Below are 25,241 nucleotides of genomic sequence, written 5' to 3' on the forward strand. Positions count from 1 at the left end.
ACAGCGAAACTCGGGAAAGCTAAGCAATATTCGTGCCTTTATAAGAACAGGAGTCAACATGCAGAAGATTGTGATCGTCGCCAACGGTGCGGCCTACGGCAGCGAATCCCTTTTTAACAGCCTGCGCCTGGCGATTGCGCTGCGTGAAAAAGAGAGCGACCTGGTGTTACGACTCTTTTTAATGTCGGACGCGGTCACCGCGGGGCTGAAGGGTCAAAAACCGGCAGAGGGCTATAACATTCAGCAGATGCTGGAGATCCTCACCGCGCAAAACGTGCCGGTGAAGCTGTGCAAGACCTGCACCGACGGCCGCGGCATTACCGGTCTGCCGCTGATTGATGGCGTAGAGATTGGTACGCTGGTTGAGCTCGCCGAGTGGACGCTGTCCGCCGATAAAGTATTAACTTTTTAATAATAAACCCATAAAAATATTATTTTCTTATGGACGCGGTTTCAGCATCAAGTTTACCTGCGGGGTTGCCGATAGGCATGGAAACAACACAGCAGGTATTTCACTTATGTTCAGATCGATTCGTGCACGCATCATCGCGGCGACGGCAGGCTGTCTGGTCGTCGCCCTTCTCCTTAATACCGTCATTAACTTCCAGGTCACGCGCCAGGATAACCAGCAGTCCCAGCGCGATATCCTGACCAGCACCAGCGCCAGCCATAACATGGCGATTGCCGACTGGGTAAAAAGCAAGATGACGGTGATCGCCTCCGCGCAGACCGTTGCGCTGAATGACGACCCGGTTCCGGTGTTTAAACAGCTTGCGCAGGCGGGTGGATTCACCAACGTCTATGTTGGCTACGCCAGCAAAACGGCGAAATTCTCTGAACCGGCGGGCGTTCCGGCGGACTATGACCCGACTATTCGCCCGTGGTATCAGCAGGCGGTCAGCACGGACGGTCCGGTTGTCACCGCGCCCTACGTTGACGCGGGGACCGGTAAACTGGTGGTAACCTTCGCCGTGCCGGTAAAAGAAAATGGCACGCTCAAAGCGGTCGTGGCGGGCGATGTGGCGATGGACAGCGTGGTGGCTAACGTGCGCGGGATCCATCCAACTCCGGCCAGCAGCGGGTTGCTTCTGAACAGCGACGGCAGCGTGATTGCCGCTAACGATCCGGCTCTGACGCTGAAACCGTTTGGTGAGACGATCAAGGGCATTGATTTTGCTGCGCTGAAAAGCGGTAACCCCGTCGACGGAACGCTGAACGACGCGGAAAAAACCTTCGTGGCTACAGCAGTGCCGGGCACAAACTGGCTCTTAGTCGTCGCGCTCGACAGCGGTGACGCCACCTCCGGCATGCGTTCCCTGCTTAAAGCCTCGGCGATTTCTCTGGTGATCCTCGCACTGCTGAGCGCCGCCATTGTGCATTTCCTGATTGCCCGCCTGCTCAAGCGTTTGTCCGACATTCGCGACGCGATGCACAACATTGCTAACGGCACTAACGATCTGTCCCAGCGCCTGCCGGATAACGGCGAAGACGAGGTCGCGCAGATTGCTCAGGCCTTTAACGCCTTCAGCGATAAGCTGTCGGTGGTGATGGTGCAGCTCCGTGACGCCAGCGAATCGGTGAAAAACGCCGCGCAGGAGATTGCCGCAGGTAACCAGGATCTTTCCGGACGTACCGAGCAGGCGGCATCCAGCCTGCGCGAGACGGCCAGCGCCGTGGAGCAGATCACCGCCTCCGTGACGCAGTCGAATGAATCGGCGGCAGAAGCGAACGACCAGGCGAGCAAGGCCTCAGCGGCCGCGGCGCGCGGCGGCGAGGTGGTATCGCAGGCGATCAGCACCATGCAGTCCATTGAAGTCGCGTCGGCAAAAATTGGCGATATCACCAGCGTGATTGACGGCATTGCTTTCCAGACCAACATTCTGGCGCTGAACGCCTCCGTCGAGGCGGCGCGTGCGGGTGAGCAGGGGCGCGGGTTTGCCGTCGTAGCAGGTGAAGTGCGTAACCTGGCAAGCCGTAGCGCTCAGGCGGCGAAAGAGATCAAATCTCTGATTGACTCCACCACCGACAGCGTGGCAACCGGCTCCCGCTACGTGCATCTGGCGGGGGAAAGCATGGATGAGATCCGCTCCAGCATCGGCAGCGTCTCTGGCATCATGCGCGAAATCTCCATCGCCACCAGCGAGCAGATGAAAGGGATTCATGAGATCAACCACGCGGTGACCCATCTCGACAGAATGGTTCAGCAGAACGCCGAACTGGTGGTGGAATCCGCCGCCGCCGCGGGTGCCCTGCAGAGCCAGGCGGGCGACCTTGCTGAAACAGCCGGGCATTTCCGCATTTAATCTTCTTCCGGCGCGCGTTTAGCGGGTAAAACGCGCGCCAGCCTAAATTTTGAGGAATTTTGTCATTTTTGTTTAATCGTTATGCCATTTTTTGATCAAAATCAGCATCCCGCCCCCTCCCCTTTGGTGTTATGCCATGAGTGAATTGTGAACAACATCACGCTCGGATATGGCAGCAGGGAGAGCGTTGTTTAAGACTACGGGGTAAAAAATGGCACTGGTAAAAACAAGTTTGAAACTGTTTGGCGGGGATACGGTAGTGGTGCGTTGCTCAGAACGCTGTCGTATTCATCTGATGAGTTCGAAAGCACAAAAACAGTCCCAGGCGGATATTCTCACCGTACAGGACGATAAGGCCTGGCTTACCGTGCCGTATACCGGCACGTGGGATGTGCTGATCGATAGCCACAGCCAGTCGCTGGAGCACTCCGTCAGCTACGTGGCAGCATAAGTTTAAACGCCCGGCAAGCCGGGCGTATTGTCAGGCAAAACCCGGTCGCAGCGCGCTGTTGAGCGGGTTCCCTTCCAGCAGCGCCTTCACCTTCACCACCAGCTCATTCAGACAATCGTCCTTCATGCCGAGGCGCGTCAGCTCCTGATCGAGGGAGAAGAGATACTGCGCGTTGGTGCCCAGCGGCCCGCTGGCAGCGGCAATCAACGGGGCAATCACCTGCGTGCGGGTATCCGCTTCATACAGGGGATGACGCGGGTCCATAATAAACACCAGCGCGTTGACGGTGCGTCCGTCGTCCAGTTCCAGCTTGCACCAGCTCGGCATATAGCAGCCGGTGATCATCTCGCGCTTCCAGAGCAGCGTGAGCTCCTCTTCCAGCGTGGCATCCGGCAGGCGATACGCCACGCCCGTGGTGCGCCCGCCCTCTTTCAGTGCAAGCATGCGCCCGGGCTGGCACGCGCTGCCGCGTCCGGCCGTCAGGCGCAGGCAAAATGCACGATGCCAGCCAGGCAGCGTTCCCGTTGCCGATTCGACAAATTCCAGAGCCGGGTTCCACATCAGGGAGCCGTAGCCAAAAATCCATACCGGGCCATCATCCGGGCGGCAGGCAAGCGTGGCAGCGAGTGACGCCGCACGTTGTTCAGCTGACCAGAGAAGCGATTCCTCAATAGCACCAAATGCCGTCTTACAATCTGCCTTCATTAAGAAATCACGCGTTAACACTTTCCACCTCCGCCACTGCATGCTTCCTTGCGACATCTGTAATTCGCCTTCCCGGCATTCTATGCTGGTCATTTTGCCAGCAGTTAAATAACGATAAGCAATTAGCGGACCAGTTGCAATACAACGGAAGTTCAACCGCCTGAAAAGTCAAAATGAAGGCAGCGAATCATTTCATGGCTATTTCTTTTTATGCCATTTATCGTCGTCTCCTTTCTCATATTCATGTTTTACTGCGGCCCAGGCGACTTTGTGGGCCGTCTCTTCACGGCTGGCATCATCCCGGCGATCGTCCTTGTCTTTGTACTGATCCCAGGCGCTGTTGAACGCCTCTTTGTAGATATCCTGGGCGTGGGCGGGCAGCACGTTTTGCACGTTATCCGGTAATTCACGTTTCGCTTTATAGGGCATCACTAACCTCTCTTTTGGTTAAAGAGATAAGTGTGGACGACGATACGCCATGGTGCCACACGGCCATAATTTATGAATAAACTACATTTTTAATTAATTGTTATTTAATGAGTAATCAACAAAGAATCTGCATTATACCCATTATCAATAAAAATAATGACAAAGGGTAAAATTAAGTAAAAAATAAAGGGTATTTAACAGAAATCTGTTAATTTAATGACCTCAAAAATCTATCTATAATTACAAGCACCTGCATTGATGGAGAAGCACATGACAGCAACACACGAGGCGGTAAAGACCCGCCACAAGGAGACGTCACTCATTTTCCCGGTTCTGGCACTGGCTGTGCTGCTCTTCTGGGGAAGCAGTCAGTCACTGCCAGTGGTGGTTGGTATCAATATTCTTGCCCTGGTCGGCATCTTAACCAGCGCATTTAGCGTTGTTCGCCATGCGGACGTCCTGGCCCACCGTCTGGGCGAGCCGTACGGATCGTTAATTCTCAGCCTTTCCGTTGTTATTCTCGAAGTCAGCCTGATTTCCGCCCTTATGGCGACCGGCGATGCCGCGCCGACGCTGATGCGCGACACGCTCTATTCGATCATTATGATTGTGACGGGCGGCCTGGTAGGCTTCTCTCTGCTGCTGGGCGGGCGCAAATTTGCGACCCAGTATATGAACCTGTTCGGCATTAAACAGTATTTGATCGCCCTCTTCCCGCTGGCGATTATCGTGCTGGTCTTCCCGATGGCGCTGCCGGGTGCAAACTTTTCCACCGGGCAGGCGCTGCTGGTCGCACTGATTTCCGCCGCCATGTACGGCGTGTTCCTGTTGATTCAGACCAAAACGCACCAGAGCCTGTTTGTGTACGAGCATGAAGACGACGGTGACGATGATGACCCGCACCACGGCAAACCGTCGGCCCACAGCAGCGCGTGGCATACGGTTTGGCTGATCGTGCATCTGATTGCGGTGATTGCCGTCACCAAGATGAACGCTAACCCGCTGGAGACGCTGTTAACCGAGCTGAACGCGCCGGTGGCGTTTACCGGCTTCCTGGTGGCGCTGCTGATCCTGTCTCCTGAAGGGCTGGGCGCGCTGAAAGCGGTGTTGAATAATCAGGTGCAGCGCGCAATGAACCTGTTCTTCGGCTCCGTACTGGCGACGATTTCACTTACCGTACCGGTGGTGACGCTGATTGCCTTTATGACCGGTAACAACCTGCAGTTTGCGCTGGGCGCGCCGGAGATGATTGTGATGGTCGCCTCGTTGCTGCTGTGCCAGATTTCGTTCTCAACCGGGCGTACCAACGTGCTGAACGGCGCGGCGCATATGGCCTTGTTTATTGCGTATCTGATGACGATATTTGCGTAATTTTATCCGGTGCGGGCTGATGCCCTCACCCCAACCCTCTCCCACAGGGAGAGGGAGAACAAAAAACCCGCCGAAGCGGGTTTTTTTATTAGTTGCTGGTATCCAGCTCGTCGAAGCTCTTCACCAGATCGTCAATCGCTTTGATCTGCTTCAGGAACGGCTCCAGCTTGTCCAGCGGCAGCGCGGATGGGCCGTCGCATTTCGCGTTAGCCGGATCCGGGTGCGCTTCAATGAACAGGCCGGCCAGGCCGGTCGCCATGCCGGCGCGCGCCAGCTCGGTCACCTGAGCGCGACGGCCGCCGGACGCGGCGCCAAACGGGTCGCGGCACTGCAGAGCGTGCGTCACGTCGAAAATCACCGGAGACTGACCGGAGACATTTTTCATTACGCTGAAGCCCAGCATGTCGACAACCAGGTTGTCGTAACCGAAGTTTGCGCCACGGTCACACAGGATCACCTGATCGTTGCCGCCTTCGATAAACTTATCGACGATGTTACCCATCTGACCAGGGCTGACGAACTGTGGTTTTTTCACGTTAATCACGGCACCGGTTTTCGCCATCGCCGCAACCAGGTCAGTCTGGCGCGCCAGGAACGCCGGGAGCTGAATCACGTCCACCACGTCTGCCACCGGCTGCGCCTGTGAGGCTTCATGCACGTCGGTGATCACTTTCACGCCAAAGGTCTGCTTCAGCTCCTGGAAAATTTTCATTCCCTCTTCCAGGCCCGGGCCACGGTAAGAGTTGATGGAGGAGCGGTTGGCTTTGTCAAAAGAGGCCTTAAACACGTACGGGATGCCCAGCTTCTGGGTCACGGTCACGTAGTGTTCGCAGATACGCATGGCGAGATCGCGGGATTCCAGCACGTTCATGCCGCCAAACAGTACGAACGGCAGGTCGTTTGCTACCTTGATATCACCAATGCTAACCACTTTTTGTTTCATAGGATCGCCTTATTCAGGTGTGAATCGGAATTAAGATTAATGCAGTGTAATTTGTTTGTGCGAGATCGCGTTGATCTGCGCACGAATCATTTCGCTAATGGGATCTTCCGGACACTGCTCAACGAAATAATTCAAATCATTCAGCGCCACGTGCTCACAGTCGAGCTGCGCATAGATCAGCCCGCGATCGCGAATTTCGTACGGATCTTCCGGGTTGAACTGCAGCAGCACTTCGCTGGCGCGCAACGCCAGCTCCATCTGACGTTCTTCCATTAACGCAGACTTCAGCGTATCCAGCAGCTTGCGGATCACTTCTGCGTTATCCGCCTCGTCGAGATCTTCGTTGAAGAGTTCAGCCACCGGGCTGATATTGCCTTTCAGCCACACGTCCAGCGTATGTTCATCCAGCGTGTCGCCGTTGAAGGGATTAATGAGCCACATTTCGCCGTCCAGCCACTCTGCACGCAGGATCATCTGCGTCGGGAAAATGACCGGAACCAGCGGAATATCCAGACGGTGCGCGACCCACAGCAAAATAGAGCCCAGCGCCACGGCGCTGCCCTGACGATTTTTTAAGACCTGGTCCAGCCATAACGCGTCAGACAGGCGATACACGCCCCGCGTGTCGCAGAAACCCCATTCGCCGTAGAAAAGCTCCAGCAGCTTCTCTAATTGCCAGTCTTGCGGGCGAGCCTGATTAATCTCTTCACGCGCCAGGCTGACCAGATTCTCCAGCTCATCGTAGACAAACTGCGACGTAAAATCGTCGCGAATCATCTCAGAAATCAGGATCATGCCATCGCAAAGCGGCACTTTATTAAATTCGAAATCGGCTAAGGACCTCATGACTTACCCCAGTAACGGTATTCTTGTGGTGGCGAGTTTAATGATGATGTACAGCACCACCAGACCCAGCAGAAAGGCGATAAACCCGACCTGCTGGCTGCGCGGACGACGACGCCCAAGCGCGATAAAACCCAAAACGATGTAGATGATAACGCCAAACAGCTTTTCAGTCAGCCATGCACCTTTATCAGTAAATGGCAGATAGCCGGTCTTCCACATGAGCCCGGCACCGGAAAGGAGCAATAACGTGTCGATGCAGTGCGGCGCGATACGCACCCAGCGGGCATCCATCAGCGGATTGTTGCTGTAGCGCCACCAGTAACGGACGATGAACAAGCTGATGGTCAGCGCAACGGAAATGAGGTGGACAGTAATGAGCACGGTAAACAGGCTCATAGCCACTGCCCCAGCGTCAGGCGTTCGTTGCCGCCGTAGTCGCGGCAGGTTTCGACTGCGGCGTAGCCAGCTTGCGTAAACAGCGTCCGCACGGCTTCTCCCTGCGTCCAGCCATGCTCCACAAGCAGCCAGCCGCCGGGAAGCAAATGTTTCCGTGACGTTGTCACAATATGATCAAGATCGGCTAATCCCGCGTTGGCGGCCACGAGCGCCGTCAGCGGTTCGAAGCGCACGTCTCCCTGCGAAAGGTGCGAGTCATGTTCGTCGATGTAGGGAGGATTGCTGACAACCATCGCAAATGAGCGATTCTCCAGCGCGGCAAACCAGCTGCTTTGCAGCACCGTCACGTTGCGAAGCCCGAGACGTTCCACGTTACGCTGCGCCAGCGCCACCGCGTCGGGCATCACATCCACCGCCGTCACCGCGCAGTCGGGCCGCTCGGTGGCCAGCGCCAGCGCGATAGCACCGGTGCCGGTACCGAGATCGAGAATGCTGCAGGCCGCCGCCGGTAAACGCGCCAGCGCCTGCTCCACCAGACACTCGGTGTCCGGACGCGGGATCAGCGTCGCCGCCGAGACGTACAGCGGTAACGACCAGAACTCACGTTCACCGACCAGATGCGCCACCGGCTCGCCGGTTTTACGGCGGGCAAGCAGCACGGATAGCTGGCCTTCCTGTTCCGCGGTCAGTTCGGTCTCGCCAAAAGCCAGCAGATACGTGCGGGCTTTACCCGTCACATGCTGAAGCAAAATCTCGGCGTCGCGTTTCGGGCTTTCGCTTTCTGAAAGCTCACCGGCCGCCTCACGTAACCAGCGCTGAAAATCCATTAGTCCTGCTCTGACAGGGCCGCCAGCTGGTCGGCCTGGTATTCCTGCACGATAGGCTCGATCAGCATATCCAGCTTCCCTTCCATCACCTCGTCCAGACGGTACAGCGTCAGGTTGATGCGGTGGTCGGTTACGCGGCCCTGCGGGAAGTTATAGGTGCGGTTACGGTCGCTGCGATCGCCGCTGCCCAGCAGGTTACGGCGCGTAGACGCTTCCGCCTGCTGGCGCTTCGCCATTTCAGCTGCGTGGATACGCGCGCCCAGCACGGACAACGCTTTGGCTTTGTTTTTGTGCTGCGAACGCTCGTCCTGACATTCAACGACGATGCCGGTCGGCAGGTGGGTAATACGGATAGCGGAATCGGTAGTGTTAACGTGCTGACCGCCAGCGCCAGAGGAGCGGAACGTATCAATACGCAGGTCCGCAGGATTGATGTCCGGCAGTTCAGCTTCCGGCAGCTCCGGCATCACCGCAACCGTACAGGCGGAGGTGTGAATGCGGCCCTGAGATTCGGTGGCCGGTACGCGCTGCACGCGGTGACCGCCGGATTCAAACTTGAGACGACCGTACACGCCGTCGCCGCTGATCTTGGCTATAACCTCTTTGTAGCCACCATGTTCGCCTTCATTGGCGCTCATGATCTCCACGCGCCAGCGACGCGATTCGGCGTAGCGGCTGTACATGCGGAACAGATCCCCGGCAAACAGCGCCGCTTCGTCACCGCCGGTACCGGCGCGCACTTCCACAAACGCGTTACGCTCATCGTCCGGATCTTTCGGCAGCAGAAGCACCTGAAGCTGCTGCTCCATCTCTTCAGAACGCGCTTTCGCATCCTGCAACTCTTCCTGCGCCATCTCGCGCATTTCAGGATCGTCGAGCATCATCTGCGCGGTTTCGATATCTTCCTGAACCTGTCGCCAGTCGGTAAAGCATTTAGAAACATCACTTAACTGCGCGTATTCACGCGAGAGCGCGCGAAAACGTTCCTGGTCCGCAATGGTCCCGGCATCCCCGAGCAGCGCCTGTACTTCTTCATGGCGCTCGTGCAGAGCTTCCAGTTTAGCGACGATAGAAGGCTTCATAGGCGTAAGTGCACCTTGTCTTAGAAAATGGGTATAGGGCGCTATTCCAGCCCGAGGCTGTTGCGCAGAATAGTCAGGCGTTCATCATCCCCGTCACGGGCAGCCTGCTGAAGAGATTTGGTTGGTGCATGGATCAGGCGGTTGGTCAGTTTCCACGCCAGATCCTGCATAATCGCATTTGCGTCGCCGCCCTGCTCAAGGGCTGCTAACGCTTTGGCAGTCAGGTCATCACGCACCTGCTCCGCCTGCCCGCGGTACTCGCGGATGGTCTCGCTGACGCTTTGCGCGCGCAGCCAGGCCATAAACTCACTGGTTTCCTGCTCAACGATGGTTTCCGCCTGAACCGCCGCCGCTTTACGCTGGGCAAGGTTGTGCGAAATGATGCTTTGCAGGTCATCCACGCTGTAGAGATAGGCGTTAGGCAGCTTGCCCACTTCCGGCTCAACATCGCGCGGAACGGCGATATCCACCAGCAGCATCGGCTGATTACGGCGGGACTTCAGCGCACGCTCCACCATCCCTTTTCCGATAATCGGCAGCGGGCTGGCGGTAGAACTGATAATAATGTCCGCCTCTTTCAGGCGTTCATCGATGTCGCTCAGGGCAACCACCTCTGCACCCACTTCATCCGCCAGCACCTGCGCGCGTTCGCGGGTGCGGTTAGCGATAATCATCTTTTTCACTTTATGCTCGCGCAGATGGCGCGCCACAAGTTCGATGGTTTCGCCCGCCCCCACCAGCATCACGGTGACGGTAGAAAGGGATTCAAAGATTTGGCGTGCAAGGGTGCAGGCCGCGAAAGCAACAGAAACCGCACTGGCACCAATGTCGGTTTCGGTTCGCACACGCTTCGCCACGGAGAACGACTTCTGGAACATGCGCTCCAGCTCGCTGGCCTTCAGATGCCCTTTTTGCGAATCCGCAAACGCTTTTTTCACCTGACCCAAAATTTGCGGCTCGCCCAGCACCAGCGAATCCAGCCCGCTGGCGACGCGCATCAGATGGCTGACGGCATCGTTGTCCTGATGCCAGTACAGGCTGTTGCGCAGCTCGTCTTCATTGAGGTTGTGGTAGTCACATAGCCAGCGGATCAGCGCTTCGTGCAGGTTGTCCTGCTCTTCCACGCTTAAATACAGCTCGGTACGGTTGCACGTCGAGAGCACCACGCCACCCTGCACCATAGGCTGTGCAAGCAGGCTGTCCAGCGCCAGGTCAAGCGTATCCGGCGAAAACGTCACGCGTTCTCGCAGCGAAACCGGAGCCGTTTTGTGGTTGATGCCGAGTGCTAATAGGGTCATGTTGAGCGGGAGTAGTACCAGCGTTAATAAGGTTAGCAGAACGCATCATACAGGATGCGCGAGATCAATAAAAGGGACTGCCTCCTTTCGGAGTAATAGGTTACACAACCCTTTGAGATAATTTGAACGTAGACGGTAGCCCCCTTCGACGCTAGCATTAACAGTTATAACTGCAACGTATCTCAAGGATTTGTCCTCATTATGACCCGACTGATTCGCCTGCTGCCGCTGGCAGCACTGGTTCTGACCGCGTGTACCGTCACCCAACCAAAAGGCCCGGGCAAAAGCCCTGATTCACCGCAGTGGCGTCAGCACCAGCAGGACGTCCGTAATTTGAACCAGTATCAGACCCGCGGCGCCTTCGCTTATCTCTCTGACGAACAAAAGGTTTATGCCCGCTTCTTCTGGCAGCAAACCGGTCAGGACAACTACCGCCTGCTGCTGCTGAACCCGCTGGGCAGCACCGAACTGGAGCTTATCGCCAGGCCGGGCGAAGCGCAGATCACCGATAACAAAGGCCAGCACTATACCGCGACCGATGCCGAAGAGATGATTGGCAAGCTGACCGGGATGCCTATCCCGCTCAACAGCCTGCGCCAGTGGATCCTTGGCCTGCCGGGTGAGGCAACTGACTACACCCTTGACGACCAGTACCGTCTGAGCCAGGTGAACTACACGCAGAACGGCAAAACCTGGAAAGTGGTGTACAGCGCCTATGACAGCAAGAGTAAACCGTCGCTGCCATCAAACATGGAGCTGACCCAGGGCAGCCAGCGTATCAAGCTGAAAATGGACAACTGGATCGTTAAATGATGACCCACTGGCCCTCTCCGGCAAAGCTGAACCTGTTTTTATACATTACCGGCCAGCGTGCTGACGGTTATCACACCCTGCAGACGCTGTTTCAGTTTATTGACTATGGCGACACGATCTCCATTGAACTGCGCCGGGACGGGCTGATTTGCCTGCTAACGCCGGTCGACGGCGTGGCGCATGAGGACAACCTGATCGTGCGCGCCGCGCGTCTGCTGATGAAAGCCGCGGCGGAATCGGGCCGTCTGCCCGCGGGAAGCGGTGCGGATATCCGTATCGAGAAACGCCTGCCGATGGGCGGCGGTCTGGGCGGCGGCTCATCCAACGCCGCCACCGTGCTGGTTGCGCTGAACCACCTCTGGGGCTGCGGGCTGTCGAAGGACGAACTGGCAGCCCTGGGCCTGACGCTGGGGGCGGATGTCCCGGTGTTTGTGCGCGGTCATGCGGCCTTTGCTGAAGGCGTAGGTGAAATCCTCTCCCCGGCTGAACCGCCGGAGAAGTGGTATCTGGTTGCCCACCCTGGCGTAAGTATTCCGACGCCGGTCATCTTTAAAGATCCTGACCTGAAAAGGAATACCCCGGTTCGGTCAATAGAAACGTTATTAAATTGTGAATTCAGCAACGATTGCGAGGATATCGCAAGAAAACGTTTTCGCGAGGTTGATGCGGTGCTTTCCTGGCTGTTAGAATACGCGCCGTCGCGCCTGACTGGTACAGGGGCCTGTGTCTTTGCTGAATTTGACACCGAATCCGCCGCTCGTCAGGTGCTTGAGCAAGCGCCGGTTTGGCTGCATGGTTTTGTAGCACGCGGGATGAACACCTCCCCCCTACAGCAGACCATTCTGGCGCAGACTGAGTTTCGGTGACAACGTCACCCTGTTCCAGACGTTGCATCGCGCTCTTTAATACACCGCCTGGATAGCCTTCGCCTGGCCCGCACAGTTTGCGGCGAACGCTATCCACCACTGGACGCATGCCTGAGGTTCTTCTCGTGCCTGATATGAAGCTTTTTGCTGGTAACGCCACCCCGGAACTAGCACAACGTATTGCCAACCGCCTGTACACTTCCCTCGGCGACGCCGCCGTAGGTCGCTTTAGCGACGGCGAAGTCAGCGTACAAATTAACGAAAATGTACGCGGTGGTGATATTTTCATCATCCAGTCCACCTGTGCTCCAACGAACGACAACCTGATGGAACTGGTTGTTATGGTCGACGCACTGCGTCGCGCTTCCGCAGGCCGTATCACTGCTGTTATTCCTTACTTCGGCTATGCCCGCCAGGACCGTCGCGTCCGTTCCGCGCGTGTGCCAATTACCGCCAAAGTTGTTGCTGATTTCCTGTCCAGCGTCGGCGTTGACCGCGTACTGACCGTTGACCTGCACGCAGAGCAGATCCAGGGCTTCTTCGACGTTCCGGTTGATAACGTATTCGGCAGCCCAATCCTGCTGGAAGACATGCTGCAGCTGAACCTGGATAACCCAATCGTGGTTTCTCCGGACATCGGCGGCGTGGTACGTGCCCGCGCTATCGCTAAGCTGCTGAACGATACCGACATGGCGATCATCGACAAACGCCGTCCGCGCGCTAACGTTTCTCAGGTGATGCACATCATCGGTGACGTTGCTGGCCGTGACTGCGTGCTGGTTGACGACATGATCGATACCGGCGGTACACTGTGTAAAGCAGCTGAAGCGCTGAAAGAGCGTGGTGCCAAGCGCGTATTCGCTTACGCGACTCACCCGATCTTCTCCGGTAACGCGGTGAACAACCTGCGCAACTCCGTCATTGACGAAGTTGTGGTATGCGATACCATCCCACTGAGCGACGAGATCAAAGCACTGCCAAACGTGCGCACGTTGACCCTGTCCGGGATGCTGGCCGAAGCGATTCGTCGTATCAGCAACGAAGAATCCATCTCAGCAATGTTCGAACACTAATCGAACACGGCCGAAAAACCCGCTGCGGCGGGTTTTTTTGTCTCCGGGTTTTATTTGTATGATTAATGCCTCCTTCACCTGCCATTCACATGACAGATGATGCGCATACGGATGATAGATAATTGTGAAAAACGTAACCTCCTCACATGTTCTGCCCTTTCGCGCCCTCATCGACGCCTGCTGGAAAGAGAAGTACACCTCGTCACGCTTTGTCCGTGACCTGATTGCCGGGATCACCGTCGGCATTATCGCCATCCCGCTGGCGATGGCGCTGGCGATTGGCAGCGGCGTTGCGCCGCAGTACGGTCTGTACACCTCGGCCGTTGCCGGGATAGTCATTGCCCTGACGGGCGGCTCGCGCTTCAGCGTCTCCGGCCCGACCGCCGCCTTCGTGGTGATCCTCTACCCGGTTTCGCAGCAGTTTGGTCTGGCAGGCCTGCTGGTCGCCACCCTGATGTCCGGCGTCTTTTTGATTCTGTTTGGCCTGGCCCGCTTTGGGCGGCTGATCGAGTACATCCCCCTTTCCGTGACGCTGGGATTCACCTCGGGGATTGGTATCACCATCGGAACCATGCAGATCAAGGACTTCCTCGGTCTGCAGATGCCCCACGTACCGGAACACTACCTGCAAAAAGTGGGGGCGCTGTTCATGGCGCTGCCGACGGCTAACCTGGGCGACGCCGCCATTGGGATTGTAACGCTGGGCACGCTGATCGTCTGGCCCCGTCTGGGGATCCGTCTGCCGGGACACCTTCCCGCGCTGCTGCTGGGCTGCGCGGTGATGGCCCTCGTCAATATGTTCGGTGGTCATGTCGCGACTATTGGCTCGCAGTTCCACTATGTTCTGGCGGACGGTTCACAGGGCAGCGGCATTCCGCAACTGTTGCCGCAGCTGGTGCTGCCGTGGGACATGCCCGGCTCCAGCTTCACCCTAAGCTGGGATTCCCTGCGTGCCCTGCTTCCCGCCGCGTTCTCTATGGCGATGCTGGGGGCGATTGAATCCCTGCTCTGCGCCGTCGTTCTGGACGGTATGACCGGCACCAAACACAAAGCCAACAGCGAACTGGTCGGTCAGGGATTAGGCAACCTCGTCGCGCCGTTCTTCGGCGGTATTACCGCAACGGCAGCCATCGCCCGTTCTGCGGCCAACGTGCGCGCGGGGGCAACCTCACCGGTTTCGGCGGTTATCCACTCCGTGCTGGTGATCCTCGCCCTGCTGATCCTCGCCCCGCTGCTCTCCTGGCTACCGCTTTCCGCCATGGCCGCTCTGCTGCTGATGGTGGCCTGGAACATGAGCGAGGCGCACAAGGTGGTGAACCTGCTTCGTCGCGCGCCGAAAGACGACATCATCGTGATGCTGATCTGCATGTCGCTGACCGTGCTGTTCGATATGGTTATCGCCATCAGCGTCGGGATCGTGCTGGCTTCCCTGCTGTTCATGCGCCGTATCGCGCAGATGACGCGCCTTTCTCCGGTTAACGTCGAGGTGCCTGACGATGTGCTGGTGCTGCGCGTGATTGGCCCGCTGTTCTTCGCGGCGGCGGAAGGTCTGTTCAGCGATCTGGAGTCCCGCATCGCGGGCAAACGGGTTGTGGTGCTGAAATGGGATGCCGTACCGGTACTGGATGCAGGCGGCCTGGATGCCTTCCAGCGCTTTGTGAAACGTCTGCCGGAAGGCTGCGAGCTGCGGGTGAGTAACCTGGAGTTTCAGCCGCTGCGCACCATGGCGCGCGCGGGTGTACAGCCTATCCCTGGCCGACTCTCCTTCTACCCTAACCGTGAAGCCGCGTTAGCGGATCTGTGAGTTACCTGATGCAGAGAAACGTCTCTGCATCATCACCCCGATCGCCTGTTGGAGCCATGCAAGCACGGCAGGCGTCATCCAGGTTCCTTTCATCAGGTGCGGCTCCTGCTGCATGGCAGTACGAAACTTTTGCTGAGTTTCCGGGTTCTTGCCCGCGTAAGACTGGAACAATGCCAGCCAGTTTTCAGCCAGCTTTTGCGCCTCCTCACAGGCAGGATCGGTATTTTCCCGCTGCGCCTGATGCAGTTTTGCCACCAGCGGCGGCCACTCCATCATGCGGTCAAAGTAGTGTGCCCGGGTAAAGGCCATCTCTTCGGCAGTGAGATACTTCTCCCATATGCAGAGCTTAGACTCAGCAAACGCGCGCGTGATGTAATCCGTCATCTCCGGCGTGATGCCGGTCTGCGCCTGCATCTGCGGTTCAACGCTGTGCATCTCGTTCAGCCGGGTGAGAAACTCCGGCTTGCCCGCCGTGTCCTGCTCAAGGCGCTCCATCCAGCGCATCGCCAGGTCCATCGCCCGGGCGTCCGTAGCGGGTATATGGTGCTCCAGTAGCGTGTTGGCCTCTGCAACCAGCCCTGACCAGATAGCCGCCAGCGCATCCTTCTGCACCGCAAACGGCAGCTGCTGTAACTCTTCTTTGCTAAACCAGCGATCGTACATATTCATTAACTCCAGAGTCTGTAGCCAGGATTCCAGATCCGGCGTCGCATCGTCGAGAAGCCCGGTCCGCAGCTCCACCAGCCGGTCGCGCAGCGTATGTATGCTGCGCAGCTGTTTATCCAGCAGCGTGATTTGCGCATCGAGTAGCTCGGTTAACGACAGCGACTCCTGTTCCAGGAAATCCCTGATTTCAGCAAGTTCCAGCCCCGCTTTTGCCAGCGCCTGGATCATATGCAGACGCTGGACATCCGCCAGGTTGTAAAGCCGGTAACCTGCCGCGCTTCTGGCAGAAGGCAGCAACAACCCTGTTTGCTCATAGTGGTGCAATGTCCGCACGGTGATCCCGGCGCGTTTCGCCAGTTCACCCACCTGAATCAACATAACTGCTCCTTTTTCTTTGCCAGTGGCGCCACTCTGGAGCCTTACGTTACGTGAGGGTCAACCCTTGATGCAAAAAAAAACGACTCCCTCGGGAGCCGTTTCGGCGTTCTTTATCGTAGCACTAGCTGTGCTTATGCTGATCGCGACGACAGCGTTTGTCGTAGTGGCGCACCCACCAGTATTTATCGCAGACTTCCTCATGGCCGCTCACGCGCGCCCCTGCAAGCCACAATACCGCACCAACGAAGATGCTCAATATCGCGCCGTGCGCGAAGTATTGCGGGAGGTCAATCTGAGGTAACTGATTTAAAATGGAATAACCCACGCCGGCTACCATCACGAACAGCCCCAATCCCATCAGAACGTTACCGAGTAACGAAGCGTTTTTGCGTTTCATGTGTCACCTCCGGAACTTTGGGTTGTCAGGGGAAAAGCCCCTAATCCTTGTGTGTAAAGTATAGACAACGCCCCTTTTATGAGTTGCGTGAATGATCACAATTACAGATAAGTCCCAAACAAAAATTTACAAATAAGGCTTTGAACAGCTTGAAATTCTAATTGTTCAAATCAGAAATTATTCGTATTTCGCTGAGAAGATCGCAGAATTTTGTCAAGCGGCGCGCCAAACAGTAAACTACGCGCCAGATCTGGAACCCATTAGGAATTGAATCGTGACGATTAAACTGATTGTCGGCCTCGCCAACCCCGGCGCAGAGTATGCGGCCACCCGCCACAACGCCGGAGCATGGTACGTCGATCTGCTGGCCGAGCGGTTACGTGCTCCCCTGCGTGAAGAACCTAAATTCTTCGGGTATACCTCACGTATCAACCTTGCTGGCGCGGATGTTCGCTTACTGGTGCCCACCACCTTTATGAACCTGAGCGGCAAAGCGGTGGCGGCGATGGCAACGTTTTATCGCATCAATCCGGATGAAATTCTGGTCGCCCACGATGAGCTGGATCTCCCGCCCGGCGTGGCAAAATTCAAGCTGGGCGGCGGGCACGGCGGCCATAATGGTCTTAAAGACATCATCAGCAAGCTGGGCAATAACCCGAATTTCCACCGTTTGCGCGTAGGAATCGGCCATCCGGGCGATAAAAACAAAGTTGTCGGTTTCGTACTCGGTAAGCCCCCGGTTTCTGAGCAGAAACTGATTGACGAGGCGGTAGACGAAGCGGCGCGCTGCACCGAAATCTGGCTGAAAGATGGGTTAACCAAAGCGACAAACCGCTTACACGCTTTCAAAGCGCAATAATCCGCCCGATCCGGCTTTTTTACCGCGCGTCATGCGGGTTACGTGTATAATAGGCGTAGTTATTTACTTTTCATCAGTCGGTTATCGTTAACGGATTGATTATCAAGATATTAAGGTGATTTAGAAATGGGATTCAAATGCGGTATCGTCGGTCTGCCAAACGTGGGCAAATCCACCCTGTTTAACGCGCTTACCAAAGCGGGTATCGAAGCGGCGAACTTCCCGTTCTGTACCATCGAACCTAACACCGGCGTTGTGCCAATGCCGGACCCGCGTCTGGACCAGCTCGCGGAAATCGTGAAGCCGCAGCGCATTCTGCCAACCACCATGGAATTCGTGGATATCGCGGGCCTGGTAAAAGGCGCATCCAAAGGTGAAGGCCTGGGTAACCAGTTCCTGACCAACATCCGTGAAACCGAAGCGATCGGCCACGTTGTGCGCTGCTTCGAAAACGACAACATCATCCACGTTAACAACAAAGTGGATCCGGCTGACGACATCGACGTTATCAACACCGAGCTGGCGCTCTCTGACCTCGACACCTGCGAACGCGCTATTCACCGCGTGCAGAAGAAAGCCAAAGGCGGCGACAAGGACGCGAAAGCGGAACTGGCTGCGCTGGAAAAATGTCTGCCACAGCTTGAAAACGCGGGCATGCTGCGCGCGCTGAAAAACCTGACTGAAGAAGACAAGGCGGCGATCAAATACCTGAGCTTCCTGACCCTGAAGCCAACCATGTACATCGCCAACGTTAACGAAGACGGTTTCGAGAACAACCCGTACCTCGACAAAGTGCGCGAAATCGCAGCAGCTGAAGGTTCTGTGGTTGTGGCGGTTTGCGCTGCCGTTGAATCCGACATCGCCGAGCTGGACGACGCTGACCGTGAAGAGTTCATGGCCGAACTGGGTCTGGAAGAGCCGGGCCTGAACCGCGTGATCCGCGCAGGCTATGAGCTGCTGAACCTGCAGACCTACTTCACCGCTGGCGTGAAAGAAGTGCGTGCGTGGACGATTCCTGTAGGTGCGACTGCGCCTCAGGCGGCCGGTAAGATCCACACCGACTTCGAGAAAGGCTTTATTCGTGCGCAGACTATCGCGTTTGAAGATTTTATCACCTACAAGGGTGAGCAAGGCGCGAAAGAAGCAGGCAAGATGCGTGCGGAAGGGAAAGATTACATCGTTAAAGATGGCGATGTGATGAACTTCTTGTTTAACGTTTGAGTTGTTTTGAATGAAAAAAATCCACGCTTTGGCGTGGATTTTTTTTCATAAATTACCGATTTTACGCCTTCTTGCGCAGATAGAACTCAAGGTATTTTTTAGGTCTATCCTGAAACGCACGCTCTTTGCCGTAGTTATAAGCATCGTTGAAATATTTATACGCTTCATCGAATTGATTCAACTCGTAACAGACCATGCCGAGGTCGATTGATGGTGCGGTGTCTATATCCGATCCACGTGTGCGCAAAGTCGTCTCTCCCCATTTCTTCGCCTCATCGTAATCCTCAAGATCAAAGTAAGCGCTGTACATGCACGCAGAGATCCAGTTGGCGAGTTCCCATTCAAGCTTTGGTTCAGGGAGAGCTTGCCATGCTTTTTGGTATTGCTCTAAAGCCTCGGCGTATTTTTTGTCATCGTGAAACTCGTTTCCTTTTTCAACAAAGGAGTTAATTTCGGATTCAATTTTTGGGTCTTCAAGATCTTTCATGGAACAATGCTCCTTCATTGGAAATATTGGGATTTTTCCTGTGGGCCAATAAAATCAGCGGAATCTTTATATCTATCAGGTAGCAGCGCTCCCTGAGACCGATTGTGGCCATAATATTCAAGCTCATAATTTCTGGAATCTCTCATAAAGGCTCTGACCTCACGAGATTTAGGACCATAGTAGCCACCCTTCTGATTCCAGTATTTAACTGCATCTGTTAAGTGGGCCATGTCCGCATCCTGAATACGGTACCATTTACCATCAGTTGAGCTTTTAAATTGCATCCTATCGCCCGTACCACGAATACGTCCTTCTCCTCGCATTCGTGCGATTACTTCACGTCCAGTTTTACTATTTTTTCCCGGGGTTCTTCCCATAAATTTTTTACGGCAACTCAACCCCCACGGATCCACCCACCCCAGCGCATTCGGCGCATACTGGTAAAGGTTTATCCCCCCCGCCAGCCCTATCGGGTCCTGCTGCGTAAACCGCCCGCAGTCCGGGTCATAATACCGGAACAGATTGTAGTGCAGCCCTGTCTCACGGTCCAGGTATTGCCCCTGCATGCGCAGGTTCTGAGAATATCCTGATACCTGCGTCTCGCTTTCCCGCAGCAGCTTGCCCCAGGCGCTGTTCACCCCTTCCCAGCGCACCTGCCCTTCGATATCCGTCATCCGCTCCGGCGTGCCGTTGGGCTGGCAGTGGAACCAGAAGATCTCCGGATCATCCACGCCATCAATACGCGCCAGCGGATCGTAGCTGTCCTGATCGCTGTAGACGTAGGTCAGCGGCACATCCCCGTGCACCTCCTGCAGCAGACGGAACCCTTCCCAGACAAACCGGGTGGTGACCGGCTTGCCGGTTGGCTGTCCGCCCAGCATCTGGCGTCGCGTTTTGCTGATGCGTCGCCCGAGCGGATCGTAGCGGAAGCTGACCTGCGTCTGCGGCTTGTTGCGGTCCCGCGGCTGGCTGATGACCTCCGTCAGGCGATGCTCACCGTCGTAGCGGTAGTGCCAGCGGGTCTGACCGTTATCTTTCTCCACGGTGCGGCCGTGGATGTCATAACGCCAGCGAATGCCGTTCAGCTGCGTCAGGCGGTTGTGCGTGACCTTCTCAGCGGAACCTTCGAGCGGGTTGCCGGCAGCGTCCCAGCGCCACTGCTCCTGTCCGGGTAGCGTGCCGTCCTGAACGAGCAGACGCCCGGCGCTGTCGTACTGCCAGCGGTACCAGCTGAACGGGTTATCGTCCCGCTCTTCCCGCACCAGGTTATTGCGGTAGTCGTAATCCCAGCGGCGGGACCAGCGGCGCGGCGACGGGCGCTGCGCATTGCCGGTAAATACGTCCCGGCGATGCAGTCGGCCAAGGCGATCGTATTCGCTGCGGGTGGTCAGCAGCCCCTGAGTGCGGCTGGTCTCCCGGTGGAGTTCGTCGCGGGTAAAGTCGGAGACCGACAGCTTATCGAGAGCAATGCTGAGCAGATGCCCGCTGCCGTAGTAAAACTGCTTCAGCTCACGGCCATCGGGCAGCGTAATAGAGGTCCGGTTGCCCAGCGCGTCATACTCCCACGCCAGCTCGCCGTGCTCGCCCGCCTCGCGCGTCACGCGACCGAGCGCGTCATACTCAAAGGCCAGCTCCTGCTCTGCCGCGGTGGTCCACGCGTCGGCTGCAAGCGCAGGATGCAGCCCAATCCGGCTTAACAGCCCGGACGCCGTGTAGTGATAGCGTGTCTGCCCCTCCGGCGTGGTGCGGGCGACCAGCTGGCCGCTCGCGCTCCAGGCGAAGGCGTGGGTGATGGCCTCAGGATGACCGGCGGCAAACGTGCGCGCTATCGTGCGTCCGCAGGCATCGTAGCGATACTGCGAGGCCACGCCATCGAGCCCTACCTCTTCCAGCAGCAACGAATCCGCGCCCCAGCGGAATTGATACGCTTCGCCGTTTTCGTTTTCCAGGGCAATCAGACGCCCGCGGCTGTCCCAGCGGCGACGGACCTCTTCACCCTGGGTATTACGCGTCGCGGTTAATCGCCCTGCCTCATCGTATCTGAACTCACTCTCTTTACCGTCGGCGCCCGCATGCTTCACCGGCAGGCCGCGTTCGTTCCATTTGAGCGATTCCGTCCAGCCTTCCGGGCGATCGAGCTGCACCGGACGCCCTGCGGCGTCGTAGCGATATCGCGTCTCTTCCCCGTCGGCGCCAGTCTCGGCTACCAGCCAGCCCAGCGGGTGATAGCGGTAGCGGGTAATACGCCCGGAACAGTCCGTCGAGCGAACGATCTGCCCGGCCTCGTTGTACTCCTGGTAGCGGCTATTTCCGGCGGCATCGACCTCTTCAACGACCTGGCCGAACTCGTCCCGGCGCAGCTGCGTGGTCTGCCCCATCGGGTCCACCACGCGCTTAAGCCCGTGATGTTCGTCGTACCAGAACCGGGTGGCGCTGCCGTCGGCTTCGATAATGGCCGCAGGAAGCGCGCGGTGCTCCAGCCAGGCGGTGGTGCGGGTATTGCCGTCGGCGTCGATCTCCTGAACCCGGTTGCCCATTTCGTCGTAGACGAAGGTAACGGCATTGCCGAGCGGATCGATGCGTCGCGTCAGAAGCTCGTTCTCGTTCCACTCGTAGCGCCAGTTTTCACCGCGCTCGTCAACGTAGCGGACAATCAGATTCTGCGCGTTCCAGTAGTGGCGGCGCGTCTGGCCGTCGTAGTGCTCGACGGTCGTCAGCCCGGCGGCTAAATCGTAGCTAAAGCGGCACCCGTCGCCGGTGCTGGTGCGGTTTTCCACCACGCGCCAGTGATCGAATTTTTTCCAGCGGTATTCGCTCTCCAGACCGCCCGGCATCCGGTGCCAGACCATCAGCCCGTGCTCGTTATAGCGGTATTCACGCGTCACCACGCCGGAGGCATCCGTCGCGCTCGCCAGCTGGCCGCGCGCGTCGTAGCCCCACTGCATCAGCGGCCATGTCTGGCTGCCGTCGAAATGGCTGGCTGCGGTAACGCGCTGCGGGAAACGTTCATCTTCGTAGCGCAGGGTGACGTCTATCGCCCGCGGCTCGTCGTGAAGGCCGACCAGCCTGCCGTGCTCGTCCCACTCCGTCAGCAGCGCGTTGCCGTATTCGTCGCTGAGGGAGGCCAGACGCAGGATAGATGGATTCGCCCGGGTCGGTTTATACAGACGCCACACCGCGCCGTCATCGTCGGCAATCGCCACGTCGCCGTTCTCATTGCGGCGGATGATAATGCCTTCGCTGATGCTGTAAAACGCGCGGTCGACCGGCGGCAGCTCGAAGCTCAGCTCGCGCCCGGTTTCGTCGAACCAGGTGGCGTTGTTGTCTTCCAGCGTGAGATAGCTGTCAAAGGTGGTTGCCCAGCCCAGACCGAACAGCCCTTCCCGGGTGGTCAGGCTGTTGTAGCTGCGCTGCCAGCGAAGCGGAAAGCGCCCCGGCAGCGAGAAGTCGAGCTCGTCGTCGTCATTCAGCACCTTCACGCCGGTGGCGGCGTGAACCGGGTGCGAGGAGCCAAACACCGCATTCACTGCCATATCGGCCAGCATCCCGCCGCCGGCCGCCGCCAGCGCGCAGGGCATGTTTTTCAGGATCTTGCCCGGACGCCCGCGCAGCAGGGAGAGCGCAATCATCCCCAGCGCCAGACCCGGCGTTTTACCGCTTTTGATATCGCGAACCGTGAGCGTGTCCCCGCCGATGATCACGTTCGGGGAGACGTCGTCAGAAACGGTGCCTTCGCAGGTGGTGCGATCTTTGGCACGCACCGCGGGCTGCCCGTTGATGAAGACGCTTTTAGAGCCTTCCGCCAGATACTGCGGCCCGGAGTGCTTTTCGCACGCCACCTTGTCCTCTTCCAGCGGCGAGGTTCCCGCGGCGGCAGAGGCCACGCTCGGCTGCCACATTTCGCTGCCAAACTGTCCGGCGGCGGAAAGCAGCATGCCCGCGTAATCGGCAAAGCTGCCCGGCGACTGCGACTCGGGAGACGGCGTATCGGCGGGCGTCAGCGTGCCTGCCGCGCGCGCGGCGGGGATTGCGTTGGTGAGAACGTTAGTCGAACCGGTAGTGATTTTACCCGCAGGCGACGGCGGAAAAAGCGCATTGCCTAATCCTTCCGCGGCGTTGCTGATATCGTCGGTGATCCCCGCCACGTTCGCCAGCACGCCGCCAATGATGCCGCTTAACAGACAGCTGGATCCAATTGCCGCCACGCCCGCTGCGGCCGCCCCTGCGCCCAGCAATGGCGCCGCTACGGTTGCAGCTGCGCCTACCGCCGCGCCGATCACCGCATAGGCGGCACCTTCCGCCACAATGCTGGTGATGTCAGCAAAAATGCTGGAGTGAATAATCTCGTCGCCCTTACGGGCCGCGTTGTTATCGCTCATGCCTTACACATTCCGGTTGTCGTTTAGCGTCAGACTCTGCTTAAGCGCGCTCCAGCGCACCTCGTCCTCTTCGGTGAATGCCCTGAGTGCCGAGAGGGTAAAAATCATCAATACCGGTTTGCCCGGCGTTTGAACGGCCAGCTGTTTTTGCCACAGGCGCTGCCCGTTACGGTCAAAGGTGGTTTCAACTTCCAGCCCGTTAATTTTTCCGTCAGGCCCGGCTTCTACGTTCCGGAATTCGCTCTGAGCAATTTCGCCCATCTGAGGACGCAGCACATCCCACTGGCGATGGAACTCTTGTTCATAGTCGCTGCCATCGGGGATAACGCCGCGGCTGACCACCACGGACAGCCCGCTTTCGTCATCGCGAATAATGTTCATGCTGTTATCCTGCCAGGCAGCAGGAAAAAGGGAAAACGAACCTTCCTGGAGGGTGTATTTCATAAGTGAACTCGGGATGATTAATATTGTGAGAAACAAAAAGGCCAATCCATGCAGGCCCTCTGGCTGGCTGTTTTATTATTTACGCCATTGACCTGACTGTTCGACTAAAACATGGCTGCCTTTGCTGACAACCAATTTCGCGGGTGCATAATCTTGATTAGTTGTTCGTTGCAAAATGCATCGCATTGAATCTGGCGGCCCACTGCTGAATATCGGCATTTATAACCGGGTTATTATCAGATGACCGATATTGTATAACGTCCGACTCCGGAACCACCCAGGCCGCAAAGATTTTGCCGTCAGGATCGATAACCAGCGCTGACGCGTTCTCCAGATAGAGATCTTTTAGCCAGCCTTCAACAAACAATCCGCCACCTGCGGTGGTATGCGGTTCACCGAAGACATCAAAGTTATCAATAAAGATCTGGTAATGATTTCCCAGCAACGCCCTGAGATTGTCTGTCACTTCGCTATCGTTAACGATGCGGCTAACCGTTTCGAGCTTATTGTATTGCGATAATTCAAGCGCCGATGACGCTTCAACGACGCCAGCCAATAAAGCCGTGCACAATATGGCTACCAGATATTTTTTGGTCATAAATCACTCTGAAGAACCATTTTCGTAATTCATTGTAATTTTCACAACCTTACTGTCTTTAACCTCAAAAGAGAGCAATTTCTTACCCAATTCATAGGAAATCCACTGTTCCCCGGAATCATTTTCAACCTGGCCATCGCCGTATGCATTGTTCAGTGCTCTGATTGTTGAACCCACATGAACTCCACGCGGCGTTAAAATATCTGAGGCAGTCAGCGTAATCTGGGAGACGATATAATCATCAACGCTTCTTTCTGCTTTATCCCACCAGAGATTGGAAGTGAATATTTCTAAACCAGCCTTTTGATGCTGGAAGAACTTATATTGGGTTCCGTCAAAAGGAACCTCACCGACAAAATGGCCTTCAAGCGGCACGTCAATTTTACGGGCAATATCAGGAGTCCATCTGTCGCCTAATGCGACAGGCTGGCCTTTGACCTTGACGGAAAGATCCTGTTTTGTCAGAACGGGCGGCATAGCTTCTGCCAAAACCACATTGCTGCTCAGACAGGTAAACATCAGGGCAGAACAAAGAAATGTCGGAGTGTGTTTTTTCACATTAGTTGTCATTCAATGAATATTTATTGCGCTTCTCACCACTGGAA

General features: G+C 56.8%; 25 protein-coding genes. 10 read left to right on the top strand and 15 right to left on the bottom strand.

The features are described from left to right. Positions 1–58: 58 nt before the first annotated feature. The 3 genes from ACZ6J2_RS04260 (at position 59) to ACZ6J2_RS04270 (ending at position 2,754) form a co-directional block, all read left to right on the top strand. Positions 59–412, top strand: coding sequence for a DsrE/DsrF/TusD sulfur relay family protein (locus ACZ6J2_RS04260; RefSeq protein WP_471724901.1), 354 nt, complete (start codon positions 59–61; stop codon positions 410–412). Positions 413–518: 106 nt separating this feature from the next. After that, a complete protein-coding gene (locus ACZ6J2_RS04265; RefSeq protein ID WP_471724902.1) occupies positions 519–2,303 on the top strand; it encodes a methyl-accepting chemotaxis protein in 1,785 nt (594 codons plus the stop codon). A 211-nt stretch (positions 2,304–2,514) separates the two neighbouring features. Beyond that, positions 2,515–2,754 (top strand): DUF1883 domain-containing protein, encoded by a 240-nt coding sequence (locus tag ACZ6J2_RS04270; RefSeq protein ID WP_010432930.1) that lies wholly within the window; start codon positions 2,515–2,517, stop codon positions 2,752–2,754. A gap of 30 nt (positions 2,755–2,784) precedes the next feature. Here the strand turns inward: ACZ6J2_RS04270 and ACZ6J2_RS04275 are convergent, their stop codons facing one another. Continuing rightward, positions 2,785–3,480 carry a gamma-glutamylcyclotransferase gene (locus tag ACZ6J2_RS04275; RefSeq protein WP_047061041.1) on the bottom strand — a complete coding sequence of 232 codons (696 nt, stop codon included), beginning with the start codon at positions 3,478–3,480 and terminating at the stop codon, positions 2,785–2,787. Between the two features lie 177 nt (positions 3,481–3,657). Then, positions 3,658–3,888, bottom strand: a complete 231-nt coding sequence (chaB, locus tag ACZ6J2_RS04280) for a putative cation transport regulator ChaB (protein WP_023312121.1) — start codon at positions 3,886–3,888, stop codon at positions 3,658–3,660. Between the two features lie 270 nt (positions 3,889–4,158). Here chaB and chaA point away from each other — a divergent pair, with 270 nt between their 5' ends. Further along, positions 4,159–5,259: a sodium-potassium/proton antiporter ChaA gene (gene chaA, locus ACZ6J2_RS04285; protein WP_471724903.1), complete on the top strand. Its 1,101-nt coding sequence runs from the start codon at positions 4,159–4,161 to the stop codon at positions 5,257–5,259. An 88-nt stretch (positions 5,260–5,347) separates the two neighbouring features. On the opposite strand, the gene kdsA is transcribed toward chaA, so the two are convergent. From kdsA to hemA, 6 genes are read right to left on the bottom strand one after another with little or no spacing between them, the layout of a single operon-like run. After that, positions 5,348–6,202, bottom strand: coding sequence for a 3-deoxy-8-phosphooctulonate synthase (gene kdsA / locus ACZ6J2_RS04290; protein ID WP_023335996.1), 855 nt, complete (start codon positions 6,200–6,202; stop codon positions 5,348–5,350). Positions 6,203–6,238: 36 nt separating this feature from the next. Next, positions 6,239–7,048, bottom strand: a complete 810-nt coding sequence (sirB1, locus tag ACZ6J2_RS04295; RefSeq protein WP_023312124.1) for an invasion regulator SirB1 — start codon at positions 7,046–7,048, stop codon at positions 6,239–6,241. A gap of 3 nt (positions 7,049–7,051) precedes the next feature. Continuing rightward, a complete protein-coding gene (sirB2, locus tag ACZ6J2_RS04300; RefSeq protein WP_471724905.1) occupies positions 7,052–7,444 on the bottom strand; it encodes an invasion regulator SirB2 in 393 nt (130 codons plus the stop codon). Next, complete coding sequence (prmC, locus tag ACZ6J2_RS04305) at positions 7,441–8,271, bottom strand: peptide chain release factor N(5)-glutamine methyltransferase (RefSeq protein WP_471724907.1); 831 nt, start codon at positions 8,269–8,271, stop codon at positions 7,441–7,443. Before prmC ends, sirB2 begins: the two co-directional genes overlap by 4 nt. Further along, on the bottom strand, positions 8,271–9,353 hold the full coding sequence (gene prfA / locus ACZ6J2_RS04310; RefSeq protein WP_023335998.1) for a peptide chain release factor 1: 1,083 nt from the start codon (positions 9,351–9,353) through the stop codon (positions 8,271–8,273). The genes prmC and prfA overlap by 1 nt, the downstream gene beginning before the upstream one ends. A 41-nt stretch (positions 9,354–9,394) precedes the next feature. Beyond that, positions 9,395–10,651: a glutamyl-tRNA reductase gene (hemA, locus tag ACZ6J2_RS04315; RefSeq protein ID WP_023335999.1), complete on the bottom strand. Its 1,257-nt coding sequence runs from the start codon at positions 10,649–10,651 to the stop codon at positions 9,395–9,397. A gap of 201 nt (positions 10,652–10,852) precedes the next feature. Between hemA and lolB the strand changes: the two genes are divergently transcribed. From lolB to dauA, 4 genes are all read left to right on the top strand, one after another. Then, positions 10,853–11,464 carry a lipoprotein insertase outer membrane protein LolB gene (gene lolB, locus ACZ6J2_RS04320; protein ID WP_471724910.1) on the top strand — a complete coding sequence of 204 codons (612 nt, stop codon included), beginning with the start codon at positions 10,853–10,855 and terminating at the stop codon, positions 11,462–11,464. After that, positions 11,461–12,330, top strand: coding sequence for a 4-(cytidine 5'-diphospho)-2-C-methyl-D-erythritol kinase (ispE, locus tag ACZ6J2_RS04325; RefSeq protein WP_471724911.1), 870 nt, complete (start codon positions 11,461–11,463; stop codon positions 12,328–12,330). The genes lolB and ispE overlap by 4 nt, the downstream gene beginning before the upstream one ends. Before the next feature lie 125 nt (positions 12,331–12,455). Continuing rightward, a complete protein-coding gene (gene prs, locus ACZ6J2_RS04330; RefSeq protein ID WP_003856663.1) occupies positions 12,456–13,403 on the top strand; it encodes a ribose-phosphate diphosphokinase in 948 nt (315 codons plus the stop codon). Between the two features lie 124 nt (positions 13,404–13,527). Continuing rightward, a complete protein-coding gene (gene dauA, locus ACZ6J2_RS04335; protein WP_471724912.1) occupies positions 13,528–15,207 on the top strand; it encodes a C4-dicarboxylic acid transporter DauA in 1,680 nt (559 codons plus the stop codon). Here dauA and ACZ6J2_RS04340 read toward each other — a convergent pair. Then, on the bottom strand, positions 15,193–16,251 hold the full coding sequence (locus ACZ6J2_RS04340) for a MerR family transcriptional regulator (RefSeq protein WP_471724913.1): 1,059 nt from the start codon (positions 16,249–16,251) through the stop codon (positions 15,193–15,195). The two genes, dauA and ACZ6J2_RS04340, sit on opposite strands and share 15 nt — an antisense overlap. A gap of 121 nt (positions 16,252–16,372) precedes the next feature. After that, positions 16,373–16,648: a stress-induced protein YchH gene (ychH, locus tag ACZ6J2_RS04345; RefSeq protein WP_023312132.1), complete on the bottom strand. Its 276-nt coding sequence runs from the start codon at positions 16,646–16,648 to the stop codon at positions 16,373–16,375. A gap of 274 nt (positions 16,649–16,922) precedes the next feature. Here ychH and pth point away from each other — a divergent pair, with 274 nt between their 5' ends. Continuing rightward, on the top strand, positions 16,923–17,507 hold the full coding sequence (pth, locus tag ACZ6J2_RS04350; RefSeq protein WP_023336005.1) for an aminoacyl-tRNA hydrolase: 585 nt from the start codon (positions 16,923–16,925) through the stop codon (positions 17,505–17,507). 126 nt (positions 17,508–17,633) lie between these two features. Continuing rightward, positions 17,634–18,728: a redox-regulated ATPase YchF gene (ychF, locus tag ACZ6J2_RS04355; RefSeq protein WP_010432886.1), complete on the top strand. Its 1,095-nt coding sequence runs from the start codon at positions 17,634–17,636 to the stop codon at positions 18,726–18,728. A 61-nt stretch (positions 18,729–18,789) separates the two neighbouring features. On the opposite strand, the gene ACZ6J2_RS04360 is transcribed toward ychF, so the two are convergent. The 5 genes from ACZ6J2_RS04360 to ACZ6J2_RS04380 form a co-directional block, all read right to left on the bottom strand. Beyond that, on the bottom strand, positions 18,790–19,215 hold the full coding sequence (locus ACZ6J2_RS04360) for a hypothetical protein (protein WP_471724914.1): 426 nt from the start codon (positions 19,213–19,215) through the stop codon (positions 18,790–18,792). Between the two features lie 14 nt (positions 19,216–19,229). Further along, a complete protein-coding gene (locus ACZ6J2_RS04365) occupies positions 19,230–23,594 on the bottom strand; it encodes an RHS repeat-associated core domain-containing protein (RefSeq protein WP_471724916.1) in 4,365 nt (1,454 codons plus the stop codon). A 3-nt stretch (positions 23,595–23,597) separates the two neighbouring features. After that, positions 23,598–24,038, bottom strand: coding sequence for a DcrB-related protein (locus ACZ6J2_RS04370; RefSeq protein WP_471724917.1), 441 nt, complete (start codon positions 24,036–24,038; stop codon positions 23,598–23,600). A 157-nt stretch (positions 24,039–24,195) separates the two neighbouring features. Continuing rightward, the gene (locus ACZ6J2_RS04375; protein WP_471724918.1) at positions 24,196–24,636 is read right to left on the bottom strand and encodes a hypothetical protein; all 441 of its coding nucleotides are present in this window, start codon (positions 24,634–24,636) and stop codon (positions 24,196–24,198) included. Positions 24,637–24,639: 3 nt separating this feature from the next. After that, on the bottom strand, positions 24,640–25,194 hold the full coding sequence (locus ACZ6J2_RS04380; protein ID WP_233476948.1) for a hypothetical protein: 555 nt from the start codon (positions 25,192–25,194) through the stop codon (positions 24,640–24,642). Between the last annotated feature and the right edge of the window lie 47 nt (positions 25,195–25,241).

This window comes from Enterobacter sp. E14S, assembly GCF_055666685.1.

What these genes read in the sequence shown, in the direction of transcription:
- ACZ6J2_RS04260 (WP_471724901.1), top strand. Translation starts at nt 59, where the DNA reads ATGCAGAAGATTGTGATCGTCGCCAACGGTGCGGCCTACGGCAGCGAA.
- ACZ6J2_RS04265 (WP_471724902.1), top strand. Translation starts at nt 519, where the DNA reads ATGTTCAGATCGATTCGTGCACGCATCATCGCGGCGACGGCAGGCTGT.
- ACZ6J2_RS04270 (WP_010432930.1), top strand. Translation starts at nt 2,515, where the DNA reads ATGGCACTGGTAAAAACAAGTTTGAAACTGTTTGGCGGGGATACGGTA.
- chaB (WP_023312121.1), bottom strand. Translation starts at nt 3,888, where the DNA reads ATGCCCTATAAAGCGAAACGTGAATTACCGGATAACGTGCAAAACGTG.
- chaA (WP_471724903.1), top strand. Translation starts at nt 4,159, where the DNA reads ATGACAGCAACACACGAGGCGGTAAAGACCCGCCACAAGGAGACGTCA.
- kdsA (WP_023335996.1), bottom strand. Translation starts at nt 6,202, where the DNA reads ATGAAACAAAAAGTGGTTAGCATTGGTGATATCAAGGTAGCAAACGAC.
- sirB1 (WP_023312124.1), bottom strand. Translation starts at nt 7,048, where the DNA reads ATGAGGTCCTTAGCCGATTTCGAATTTAATAAAGTGCCGCTTTGCGAT.
- sirB2 (WP_471724905.1), bottom strand. Translation starts at nt 7,444, where the DNA reads ATGAGCCTGTTTACCGTGCTCATTACTGTCCACCTCATTTCCGTTGCG.
- prmC (WP_471724907.1), bottom strand. Translation starts at nt 8,271, where the DNA reads ATGGATTTTCAGCGCTGGTTACGTGAGGCGGCCGGTGAGCTTTCAGAA.
- prfA (WP_023335998.1), bottom strand. Translation starts at nt 9,353, where the DNA reads ATGAAGCCTTCTATCGTCGCTAAACTGGAAGCTCTGCACGAGCGCCAT.
- hemA (WP_023335999.1), bottom strand. Translation starts at nt 10,651, where the DNA reads ATGACCCTATTAGCACTCGGCATCAACCACAAAACGGCTCCGGTTTCG.
- lolB (WP_471724910.1), top strand. Translation starts at nt 10,853, where the DNA reads ATGACCCGACTGATTCGCCTGCTGCCGCTGGCAGCACTGGTTCTGACC.
- ispE (WP_471724911.1), top strand. Translation starts at nt 11,461, where the DNA reads ATGATGACCCACTGGCCCTCTCCGGCAAAGCTGAACCTGTTTTTATAC.
- ACZ6J2_RS04340 (WP_471724913.1), bottom strand. Translation starts at nt 16,251, where the DNA reads ATGTTGATTCAGGTGGGTGAACTGGCGAAACGCGCCGGGATCACCGTG.
- ychH (WP_023312132.1), bottom strand. Translation starts at nt 16,648, where the DNA reads ATGAAACGCAAAAACGCTTCGTTACTCGGTAACGTTCTGATGGGATTG.
- ychF (WP_010432886.1), top strand. Translation starts at nt 17,634, where the DNA reads ATGGGATTCAAATGCGGTATCGTCGGTCTGCCAAACGTGGGCAAATCC.
- ACZ6J2_RS04360 (WP_471724914.1), bottom strand. Translation starts at nt 19,215, where the DNA reads ATGAAAGATCTTGAAGACCCAAAAATTGAATCCGAAATTAACTCCTTT.
- ACZ6J2_RS04365 (WP_471724916.1), bottom strand. Translation starts at nt 23,594, where the DNA reads ATGAGCGATAACAACGCGGCCCGTAAGGGCGACGAGATTATTCACTCC.
- ACZ6J2_RS04370 (WP_471724917.1), bottom strand. Translation starts at nt 24,038, where the DNA reads ATGAAATACACCCTCCAGGAAGGTTCGTTTTCCCTTTTTCCTGCTGCC.
- ACZ6J2_RS04375 (WP_471724918.1), bottom strand. Translation starts at nt 24,636, where the DNA reads ATGACCAAAAAATATCTGGTAGCCATATTGTGCACGGCTTTATTGGCT.